The organism is Sphaerospermopsis kisseleviana CS-549 (genome assembly GCF_028329225.1).
GTDB classification, from domain to species: Bacteria; Cyanobacteriota; Cyanobacteriia; order Cyanobacteriales; family Nostocaceae; genus Sphaerospermopsis; species Sphaerospermopsis kisseleviana.
This window is the reverse complement of the sequence record NZ_JAQMTI010000282.1, coordinates 1-10,358: the sequence shown is the minus strand read 5'-3', so window position 1 is coordinate 10,358 and position 10,358 is coordinate 1. Positions and strand designations below refer to the sequence as shown.

Annotated in this window: 8 protein-coding genes and 1 pseudogene; 4 read left to right on the top strand and 5 right to left on the bottom strand. The window is 40.8% G+C overall.

All coding sequences use genetic code 11. From position 1 onward, the window contains the following. Positions 1-71 precede the first annotated feature (71 nt). Together PN497_RS22570 and ntcA are read right to left on the bottom strand one after the other, a co-directional pair. Positions 72-1,562 (bottom strand): DUF3084 domain-containing protein, encoded by a 1,491-nt coding sequence (locus PN497_RS22570; protein ID WP_096566307.1) that lies wholly within the window; start codon positions 1,560-1,562, stop codon positions 72-74. A gap of 179 nt (positions 1,563-1,741) precedes the next feature. Continuing rightward, the gene (gene ntcA / locus PN497_RS22565; protein ID WP_096566305.1) at positions 1,742-2,413 is read right to left on the bottom strand and encodes a global nitrogen regulator NtcA; all 672 of its coding nucleotides are present in this window, start codon (positions 2,411-2,413) and stop codon (positions 1,742-1,744) included. 515 nt (positions 2,414-2,928) lie between these two features. Between ntcA and fabI the strand changes: the two genes are divergently transcribed. The 4 genes from fabI to PN497_RS22545 all read left to right on the top strand — a co-directional run bounded on the left by fabI (position 2,929) and on the right by PN497_RS22545 (position 7,361). Then, complete coding sequence (gene fabI / locus PN497_RS22560) at positions 2,929-3,705, top strand: enoyl-ACP reductase FabI (protein WP_096566303.1); 777 nt, start codon at positions 2,929-2,931, stop codon at positions 3,703-3,705. 86 nt (positions 3,706-3,791) lie between these two features. Then, positions 3,792-4,388: an imidazoleglycerol-phosphate dehydratase HisB gene (gene hisB / locus PN497_RS22555; RefSeq protein ID WP_096566301.1), complete on the top strand. Its 597-nt coding sequence runs from the start codon at positions 3,792-3,794 to the stop codon at positions 4,386-4,388. Positions 4,389-4,519: 131 nt separating this feature from the next. After that, on the top strand, positions 4,520-5,494 hold the full coding sequence (locus PN497_RS22550; protein WP_096566299.1) for an ABC transporter ATP-binding protein: 975 nt from the start codon (positions 4,520-4,522) through the stop codon (positions 5,492-5,494). A 439-nt stretch (positions 5,495-5,933) separates the two neighbouring features. Next, positions 5,934-7,361 carry a polysaccharide biosynthesis/export family protein gene (locus PN497_RS22545; RefSeq protein WP_096566297.1) on the top strand — a complete coding sequence of 476 codons (1,428 nt, stop codon included), beginning with the start codon at positions 5,934-5,936 and terminating at the stop codon, positions 7,359-7,361. A gap of 125 nt (positions 7,362-7,486) precedes the next feature. On the opposite strand, the gene PN497_RS22540 is transcribed toward PN497_RS22545, so the two are convergent. The 3 genes and pseudogenes from PN497_RS22540 to PN497_RS22530 form a co-directional block, all read right to left on the bottom strand. Then, the gene (locus PN497_RS22540) at positions 7,487-8,455 is read right to left on the bottom strand and encodes a hypothetical protein (RefSeq protein WP_272110883.1); all 969 of its coding nucleotides are present in this window, start codon (positions 8,453-8,455) and stop codon (positions 7,487-7,489) included. A 347-nt stretch (positions 8,456-8,802) separates the two neighbouring features. Further along, positions 8,803-10,188 carry a photosystem II reaction center protein CP43 gene (gene psbC, locus PN497_RS22535; protein WP_096566293.1) on the bottom strand — a complete coding sequence of 462 codons (1,386 nt, stop codon included), beginning with the start codon at positions 10,186-10,188 and terminating at the stop codon, positions 8,803-8,805. Then, positions 10,172-10,358: pseudogene (locus tag PN497_RS22530) on the bottom strand (photosystem II D2 protein (photosystem q(a) protein)); the annotation flags it as partial. The gene psbC and the pseudogene PN497_RS22530, both read right to left, overlap by 17 nt.

Sequence of the window (10,358 nt, the reverse complement as noted above, 5' to 3'; positions counted from 1 at the left end):
GTCCCCAGTCACCAGTCACCAGTCCCCAGTCACCAGTCACCAGTCACCAGTCACCAGTCACCAGTCCCCAATCATGTGCTAAAAATAATTTGTCCATTGAAAAGTGCTACAAGTTTGATTCTCAATGGTCCTGCTGTATAGGTATTCTCAGCAGCTACAGATTTAATTTCTAAAGGTTGTTCAGATTGTTGCAATTGGGAGAAAAAGCGCAAAAAAGTTCCATCTACCTGTACTGCTTCCACAATACCAGCATTGCGGGCGCGAAATTGAGAAGCAGAAATCAGCAAGTCTAAACGTTGCCTTAATTGATATGATGTCATAGTTTTCATATCAGCAGAGGTTGTAGCTAGAACCTCACCTGCGGAGAATACCAGTTGATTTGGCATGGCATCAGCAAAAAATTCTATCTGTTTTTCTCCTCTGACATAATTACCCGCCGAAAAAATTCGCACTACATATTCTCTACCATCTTTAATTTGTTTGATAAGTTGTTCAACTCTCTCTTGGGTAACACGCAATAATTCTGCATTTCCCGGATTTGTTCCTGGTTCACTTAATTGGATGTTGGCATTGCGGTTAGCTTCTTGCAAAATTTGGACTACTACTTCACCAGCAGCAGTAGGTTTATCGACACGAACTACATCAGCAGCCAAAACTTGACCACGAACTAAGGCCAATTTACCCAAACGCAGGTCACGATAAGACTGGTAATATTTTTCTAGCCTTGCTACTTCCTGTTCTAAATATTGTTGCTGATTTTCTAATTCTTTGAGCCGAGCTTCTCTAGTAGCAATTACTTGTTCTCGTTTTTTAATTTCTAAGTTGCGATTTTGAATAAGTTTATCTAAATTAGCGATTTTTTGATCTCGCTGTTTAATCATTTCTTGCCGATTAGCAAGTTCTAAATCCCGTTTTTCGATAGCTGTCTTAGCTTCATCAATGGCTTTTTTAGCTTCAGCATACAGTCGCTGACGTTCTGCCCTCAACTCTTCCACTGCTGTCTGCAATGCTTGACGCTGTTGATAAAGGTTGTCTAGTTCATTTATAGCTTGTCTATACTGAATCACTACTTCACCCAGTCGGCTTTGAGTGCCTTGAAGTTGCGCTTGAGTTTTGGCTTGTTGGCTAATAGTGCGGTTGAGTTGAGCTTGGGTGATCTGTTGTTTGGCATTTGCCGCTTTTAGAGACTGATTAATTTTTTGTAAATCTTGCTGTGCTTGAGCTTGTTCTTTCCTAGCTTGAATTAACTGATTTTCTACCTCAGTTTTTTGGGTTTCCGCAATTTTTAATTGTTCTCGCTTGTTTCTTAGGTCTTTTTGAATATCCTCTAACTCAAACACTCCTTTCCGCAAACCTTCATCAGCAGCAAATAAAATTGCTAAAGTCGATGCCGATATTACACCACCCGTAAAAATCGTTACTAATACGGCTGTATTTTTAGGACGCAAATTAAATAAAGAGAGGCGTGCCTTGCCCACCTTAGTGCCAATGCGATCGCCCACAGTGGCAATCACGCCCCCCAGAATTAAAATTGCTGCTATCAGGATGTACCCGGTGGCCATCTTCAACTACCGCCAGAAATGCTTCCAGATACAGCCTACTACTTTCAACCATTGTCTGTGGGGGAAAGAAGATTGGCAAAAGCAGAATTTAGTCAATTTTTAAATTTCCTCCGATTGCGGGTATTTTTTTCAAAACACAACTTCAATACAACTTGTACCAACTTTCCCCCCAACAGATTTTAAGTAAATTGCTTACTTAATGTGACAGGTTTATGCACAGTAATCTTTTTCTTGTGGATGGAGATCATTTTTTTCTCGCGTAAATCTCCAAGCAATCTGGTGACAGTAACGCGAGTAGAACCAATTGCTTCAGCGATCGCCTGATGGGATAGCTTCAAATCAATGGTAATGCCATCTGCACAGGGTACACCAAAATCCCGACAGAGAATTAACAAAAAACTGATCAACCGAGAACCCATATCTCGGTGAGCAAGGGTTTCAATCATCATCTCTGTTTGCAGAATCCGCGAAGATAGTCCCCGCAGCATTAACATTGATAATTCTGGATTTTCCTTGAGTGCTTGCTCTACTTGTTCAATTGGGGCAGAAAGTAATTCTACCGCCGTAAAGGCAACTGCATGATAGAACCTATCTGACTTATTACCCGTTAGCAATGACAACACACCAAAAACACTATTTTCCCGCAGCAGTGCTACCGTTATTTCTTCTCCTGCTTCATATACCCTGGAAAGTTTCACAGCACCCTTGAGAAGAAAATAAACTCGTTCGGCGGGATCGCCGGGAAAAAAGATCGTTTTGTTGCGTTCAAACGTCTCCACAACTGGCGGAAATGCTCCAGTTGCCATCTGACGAAAAACATTTGCTAGGGCTTTATCTTGTGTCACGATCATCTCCCTTCCCCTACCCAATGCCGGAAAAACAAAAACTGATTACCTAAGAATACACCTGAAAATTCAATAAAGCACCGTCAACCTTTCTGTTTTTTCCTATACTCAAATCTCTCATTTTATCTTTATTTGTTGATCATGATACCCAATTTTTGTTATTTTTAGCCAAGAATTGTTGATCAGTAGTTTCTCAAACTGAACTAAAGAGGTTTTTTTGCAGAAAAATTTGCAATATCTTTATAAGTTCTTAAACAATTACAGCAGGAGTCAGGAGTCATTCGTAGGGGCAACACCCTGTGGTTGCCCTCTTGAGTCAGAAGTAAAATTCTCTTTCTGTCTATATTTCACGTTAGATCCTGTACCTCATTGATCTGCAATCTGCTTTATCATAAATTTCTGGACTGCAATACCCAAACGAATGATATTTTTGAAAATCCCCTACCTAACTAAGTAAAAATAGGGTCAGATTCTAGTATGGTTATCTATACTCCTAATGATTGATCACATTGACTATTTCTATGCTGAATCTGTCCGGTAAAAACGCCTTAGTCACGGGTATTGCCAATAATCGCTCCATTGCCTGGGGTATTGCTCAACAACTACACCAAGCTGGTGCTAACCTGGGCATTACCTATTTGCCAGATGAAAAAGGCAAATTCGAGAAAAAAGTCTCAGAATTAGTCGAACCTCTCCAACCTAGCTTATTCCTTCCCTGTAACGTTGAAAACGAGGAACAAATTCAAGCCACTTTTGAAACTGTCCGTGATCAATGGGGTAAATTAGACATCCTCATTCACTGTCTCGCTTTTGCTAACAAAGAAGATTTAAGCGGAGATTTTAGCAAAACGTCCCGTTCCGGTTTTAATAAAGCTTTGGAAGTTAGCACTTATTCACTGATTCAGTTAAGCGGTGCTGCCAAACCTTTGATGACTGAAGGCGGTAGTATTGTTACTCTCTCCTATTTAGGTGCTGTGCGAGCTATCCCTAACTATAACATCATGGGTGTAGCCAAAGCTGGGTTAGAAGCCAGTGTTCGTTACTTAGCAGCAGAACTAGGTCCCCAAAACATTCGTGTTAACGGTATTTCCGCAGGTCCTATCCGCACTTTGGCATCTTCAGCAGTAGGCGGCATTTTAGATATGATTCATCATGTTGAGGCAATCGCACCCCTGCGTCGCACCGTTACACAATTAGAAGTAGGTAATACCGCTGCTTTTTTATGTAGTGATTTATCCAGCGGCATCACTGGGCAAATCCTGTATGTAGATGCAGGATATGAAATGATGGGAATGTAATAGGTGACTGGTGATTGGTGATTGGTGATTGGGAAAAACAACTAATGACCAATGACTAATAACTAATAACTAATGACTAATGACTAATGACTACTAACCGCATTGCTACAGTTAAACGTACTACTGGGGAAACGGATGTAATAGTAACCATAAACATTGATGGTACGGGCATCTGTAACGCTAATACTGGCATTCCTTTTTTAGATCACATGATCCATCAAATCGCCTCTCATGGTTTATTTGATTTGGATATTCAAGCTAAAGGTGACTGGGAAATTGATGATCATCACACTAATGAAGATGTGGGGATTACTTTGGGTCAAGCTTTACATCAAGCACTAGGTAATAAAAAAGGCATTGTCCGCTTTGGTAATTTCCTTGCACCCCTAGATGAAGCTTTGATTCAGGTAGCTTTAGACTTTTCTGGCAGACCTCATCTCAGTTATAGTCTAAATATTCCTACTCAACGAGTGGGAACTTATGATACCCAACTGGTGCGGGAATTTTTTGTGGCGTTGGTGAATCATAGTCAAATGACCTTGCATATTCGCCAACTTGATGGTATTAATTCCCATCATATTATTGAAGCAACTTTTAAAGCCTTTGCCAGAGCGATGCGGATGGCAGTAGAAATTGATCCTCGTCGTGCTGAGACTATTCCCAGTTCAAAAGGTGTGCTATAAGTTACTGATGGTAGTGTAAGAAAGCTATTCTCTAGGCGATAATTGACACAACAATATAGTTTGTTTATTATCGTGCTAATTTCTAACTTGTAATCAATCGCACCCAGTCGGTAATTGGTAATTGAAACACGATGAATTCTGTTGCAGACACATCCGCTCCTCAACTGAATCCTGTAGATCAGCCTCCAGTAGTTCTGACTTCTGAGTTGCGAAAAGTTTATCGCACGGGTTTTTGGCTGAATCAAAAAGTCGTATCTTTGAAAAGTTGTTCTTTACAAGTTTACCCAGGGGAAACCTTTGGATTATTGGGCCCTAATGGTGCGGGTAAAACCACTCTGTTAAAACTTTTATTGGGAATTATCCGCCCTTCTGCTGGCAGGGGATTATTATTAGGTAAGCCACTTGGCGATCGCTCGGTGAAACAGCGTATTGGTTACTTACCAGAAAATCCCTATTTATACGACTATCTCACCGGCTGGGAATTTTTGGAATTAGCTGCTGGTTTATTCCAAATACCTCAAAAGGTGCAACGTCAACGCATTCCCGAACTGTTAAAATTAGTCGGTTTGTCACAAACTGATGCTCGTAAAAAGCTAATGCGACGTTATTCTAAAGGAATGCTTCAGCGAGTTGGTATGGCTCAGGCATTAATTAATGATCCAGAATTGGTATTTTTAGATGAGCCTATGTCTGGACTTGATCCCTTGGGACGTTACCAAATGCGAGAAATTATTCTCTCACTCAAAAAAGCTGGAAAGACAATATTTTTCAACAGTCATGTTTTGAGTGAAGTAGAACAAATTTGCGATCGCATTGCTATCCTGGCTAAAGGAGAATTAATTTGTGCTGGTTCTCTCAATGAACTTTTAGGTACAGAGAATACATATCATGTTAAAGGTCAAGGAGGCGATACAGAAGTTCTGAATAAAAGAATACTTGATTTGCAATTTGAACCTGATGGCACTTGGCATGGTATTTTACAAGCAGATTACTATGATTTTCTAGCCAGTCTCCGATTAATGGGTGGCAAAATTATGAATATGAACTTAACTCGTCAATCTTTAGAAGAGTTCTTTATCCAACAGATCCAAAAACAAAATCAGTAATAATTCAGGATTCAGTAAATACGTTCTATGTGAACGTCTGTAAGAGATTCAGGAACTTCTTCAGGTCCCTAAATGCTTATCCCTACATTGTGTAAACACTTGCTTTTATAACTGAAAAGTAACTTAAATCATGTAGGGCTAATTACTGGTAATAACTTGTAATAAAATTTATTCTATTCCCTAAACCCTATAAAATATGATTCTTCACTATTGACGAATTTGAAAAAACTTGCTGTAATCGTTAACAATTAGATGATCTGTCCGAGTTTTAATTTAAATTAAGTTAACTAAAAATTCAGAATACAGGATTCAGATTATATCCTGAAAACCATAGTTAATTAGGAAAATAAGGATGATAGGGAACTTGAATAATTAACTATAGTCAACGTTAAAAATGTTTAGAAATTTACAGATGGTAGTCTCAAATTCTCCAGTAAATATGCTTAATATACATTTGTGGAAATTTTTAACCCATTCAACTACATCTGTAGTTTTGTTAACGAGTGTCAATCTTGCTTTACCATCCGTCAGCCTAGCGCAACAAAGAACAGCATCACAAACCTCCAGCATATCTACAGACTACTTATTAGGTGGAGGCGATCGCATTCGTGTCAACATATTTGAAGTACCTGAATATACGGGTGAATATCAAGTACCCCCTGGTGGTTCAATTAACCTACCTCTAATTGGTAGTATATCCGTTCTCGGATTAACAACGGAACAGGCAGCAGACGAAATATCTAGAAGATATGCTCGCTTTCTCAAACGTCCGCTAATTTCAGTTAATTTATTATCACCTCGTCCCATTAACATTTTTGTAGCTGGAGAGGTAACACGACCAGGCGCTTACACTCTCAGTTTACAGGGCAGCGGCGGCGATAATCCCGGTTTACAATATCCCACAATATTAGCAGCACTTAGCACAGCCCAAGGGGTAACATTAGCAGCAGATGTGACTAAAGTACAATTACGCCGTAAAATTGGACGTTCTGGTGAACAGGTTATTGCTCTCAACCTCAAAGAAATCACCCAAACAGGCAGAATACCCCAAGATATCACCTTACGGGATGGAGACACCATAGTTGTACCCACCGCCACAGATTTCAACGTTGCTGAAGCTCGGAATTTATTTGCAGCCAATTATGCGGCTAGTCAAACTGCACCCCGCACAGTAGCTATTACAGGTCAAGTGTACCGTCCCGGTTCTTATTTAGTAACACCAGGTGGTGGTGGAAATGATGGTGGAGCGCCAGGAACAGGCTTACCAACTGTCATGCGAGCAATTCAACTAGCTGGAGGAATTACATCACAAGCGGATGTGCGGAGTATTAAAATCCGCCGTCCTACTAGAATTGGCTCAGAACAAACATTAAATCTCAATCTCTGGGAATTATTGCAAACTGGGGATCTAAATCAAGATGTGGTGTTGCAAGATGGAGATACAATTGTTGTTCCCACAGCCACTGAGATTAACCCAGCGGAAGCAACACAATTAGCTACTACTACTTTATCACCGGCAACTATTCAAGTAGGGGTAGTCGGAGAAGTGAAAAAACCTGGATTAACAAATTTACAGCCGAATAGCTCTTTAAATCAGGCTTTACTGGCTGCTGGTGGCTTTAATGATGCTAGGGCTAGTAGTGGTGCTGTAGATTTGATTCGTCTCAATCCCAATGGTACTGTTACTAAACGGGTAGTAAAAATAGATTTCTCCAAAGGCATTAACGAGGAAACCAATCCCATACTTCGTAATAATGATGTTGTGGTAGTCAACCGTTCTGGTGTTGCCAAGGCTGGTGATACAGTAGGTACTGTAGCAGGTCCTTTGGGTCTTATCTTTAATGTTCTCAGGTTTTTTGGATTTTAAAATACTGTTTACATTAAAGTCATAAAACCCAATACTTTTTGGTGAAGAGCAGGGGGAAAGGGTTAACAGGAGTTAGTAAAACAGTAACTAGCTGTTAGCCCTGAATCAAACCTGAAAATTTTCATCTAAAATTGGTAAGATAGACCTAGAGAAAGAACAGGGTAAATATTCAACCAGTCCAAATCGTCTTCCAATTGTTTCCTTTCTGCCTCTACATCACCTGCGGGAATATAACCAGGTGCTGTTAACTCTACTTTTGGTGAGCCAGCAAACATCACACCCAAATTAGCGGAGAAACCCCAGCGGTTACCAGGTTTAACAGCATTACCCCAACCAATACCTAGATATGGTGCTACGCTATTAGGTAGGGAAATCTTGGCTTTCACTGTGTCACCAGAACCGATGACATAGTCTATTCCATTTATGTTAATTGTTGTACCACCATTGGTGGCTTTACCAGTTCCTTCGATATTATTGTCTTGAAACACCAGACCTCCAGTCAAACGAAAACCGGACTTTTGCCAAGGATGGTAGTCAACTAAAGTAGAAACATTGAATAAGTTAAGTTTAGCATCATAACTGATATCAGATTCTTCAATATCTGCGCTGATACCTAAACCAGTAATTCCAAGTTTAGCATTGATATTAGGTGTTACAGATTTGGTGACTGTTGCACCAACACCTAGTGTACTAATTTCAGGGGTGATTGCCCAACCGCTGGTTTTTGCAGGAGTTTTACTAGTTTCCTCAGTAGGTTTAGCTTCTTGTGACGGTTGTGTTGATGGATCAGGACGATTAGCGCAGCGAGAATTTAAAGGGTAATCTTTGCAGAACTTGTTTAAATCTAATGGTCTTTTGGCAAGTAAATCTACAGCATCGTAAGAAAAAGTACCAGGTTGAGGACGAGTCTCACTTGTTTCTGGTGTTATTGATGTAGCAATCACTTCATTTGTAACTGCTGGCTGAGTTGTTGATTCTGCAATCACTTCTTCAGCCATCACCACCTGATTTATTGATGTACCCATCACTAAACTAGCTGTTACTGTCAGTACAGATGTGCCAAACCCTAACTTATTCATGATTTCACTACTCACAGAATTTATTTGTAATAGTGTATATTATCAGCAATGTATAAATAATTGTTTATTTATGAAAAAAAATTTACACATAACACTATAGCTATAACCATCAAGATTAGGACATAAACTATAGCAGGTGAGTATTCATAGTGTTAAAAGCCTTTGATTGTCTAAGTTTGAGATTTAGTTTATGTCCTAACCGTCGTGTGTACAGCTATATCAAGCACAGCATAAAAGACGTAACAAATTTTAATGTAAATTTTAATGTGTATAATTTTCAAACAGACGAAAAAAAGCTCTCGCTTGACAGCAAGAGCAAGAAAATTAATTGATTGTCAGTGATGAAAGAAAACTAGAAAAACCTAGTCAAGATCCTTCATGTAGTAAGCTGGTTCGTTCTCACGGTCAATACCTCTCTCAAAACCACCAGCAGCAGCACGAGCGCGTCCTGCGTGCCACAAGTGACCGATAAGGAAGAAGAAACCTAAGACAAAGTGAGAAGTAGCCAACCATGCACGAGGAGATACATAGTTGAAGGAGTTGATTTCAGTAGCCACACCACCTACAGAGTTCAAAGAACCCAGAGGAGCGTGTGTCATGTATTCAGCAGCACGACGAGCTTGCCAAGGCTGAATATCATTCTTGATTTTTTCTAAGTCAAGACCGTTAGGACCACGGAGAGGCTCTAACCAAGGACCACGGAAATCCCAGAAACGCATGGTTTCACCACCGAAGATGATTTCACCGGTAGGAGAACGCATCAAGTATTTACCAAGACCAGTAGGACCTTGAGCAGAACCAACGTTAGCACCTAAGCGTTGGTCACGAATCAAGAAGGTTAAAGCTTGTGCTTGAGAAGCTTCAGGACCAGTAGGACCAAAGAATTCGCTGGGGTAAACGGTGTTGTTATACCAAACCATGACGGAAGCGATAAAGCCCATCATGGACAAAGCACCTAAGCTGTAGGATAGGTAAGCTTCACCAGACCAGATAAAAGCACGACGCGCCCAAGCAAAAGGCTTGGTGAAGATGTGCCAAATACCACCGGAAATACAAATTAAAGCAATCCAGATGTGACCGCCGATAACATCTTCCATGTTATCAACGCTGATAATCCAGCCTTCGCCACCAAAGGGAGCTTTAATGAGATAACCAAAGATGATAGCAGGGTTGAGGGTGGGGTTAGTGATTACACGCACGTCACCACCACCGGGAGCCCAAGTGTCATAGACACCACCGAAGAACATAGCCTTCAGTACCAACAGCAACGCACCGCATCCTAAGATGATCAGGTGGAAGCCGATGATGTTGGTCATCTTGTTCTTGTCTTTCCAGTCATAACCAAAGAAAGAAGAATATTCTTCTAAGGTTTCAGGACCACGTACAGCGTGGTAGATACCGCCAAAACCGAGAACAGCGGAAGAAATTAGGTGCAGTACACCTACAACAAAGTAGGGGAAAGTGTCGATAACTTCACCACCAGCACCAACGCCCCAACCTAATGTGGCAACGTGAGGGAGAAGAATTAAGCCCTGTTCATACATGGGCTTTTCTGGGATAAAGTGAGCAACTTCAAATAATGTCATTGCTCCAGCCCAGAATACAATCAAACCAGCGTGAGCAACGTGAGCGCCCAGCAGTTTACCAGATAGGTTGATTAAACGAGCGTTACCAGACCACCAAGCAAAACCGCTTGATTCTTGGTCACGGCCACCGGCTATAACTGATCTATTAGAGAGCGTTACCACGTGGTAGTACCTCCTCTGGGAATACGAACTGTTCGTGGGGTTGGTCTTGAGGAGCCATCCAAGCGCGGATACCCTCGTTCAACAAAATGTTTTTGGTATAGAAGGTTTCAAATTCTGGGTCTTCTGCTGCCCGTAATTCTTGGGAAACGAAGTCATAAGCCCGCAGGTTT

Excerpts from the sequence above, each read along its gene's own strand:
- hisB (WP_096566301.1), top strand. The coding sequence starts at position 3,792 with ATGACTACTAACCGCATTGCTACAGTTAAACGTACTACTGGGGAAACG.
- PN497_RS22550 (WP_096566299.1), top strand. The coding sequence starts at position 4,520 with ATGAATTCTGTTGCAGACACATCCGCTCCTCAACTGAATCCTGTAGAT.
- ntcA (WP_096566305.1), bottom strand. The coding sequence starts at position 2,413 with ATGATCGTGACACAAGATAAAGCCCTAGCAAATGTTTTTCGTCAGATG.
- PN497_RS22545 (WP_096566297.1), top strand. The coding sequence starts at position 5,934 with ATGCTTAATATACATTTGTGGAAATTTTTAACCCATTCAACTACATCT.
- PN497_RS22570 (WP_096566307.1), bottom strand. The coding sequence starts at position 1,562 with ATGGCCACCGGGTACATCCTGATAGCAGCAATTTTAATTCTGGGGGGC.
- fabI (WP_096566303.1), top strand. The coding sequence starts at position 2,929 with ATGCTGAATCTGTCCGGTAAAAACGCCTTAGTCACGGGTATTGCCAAT.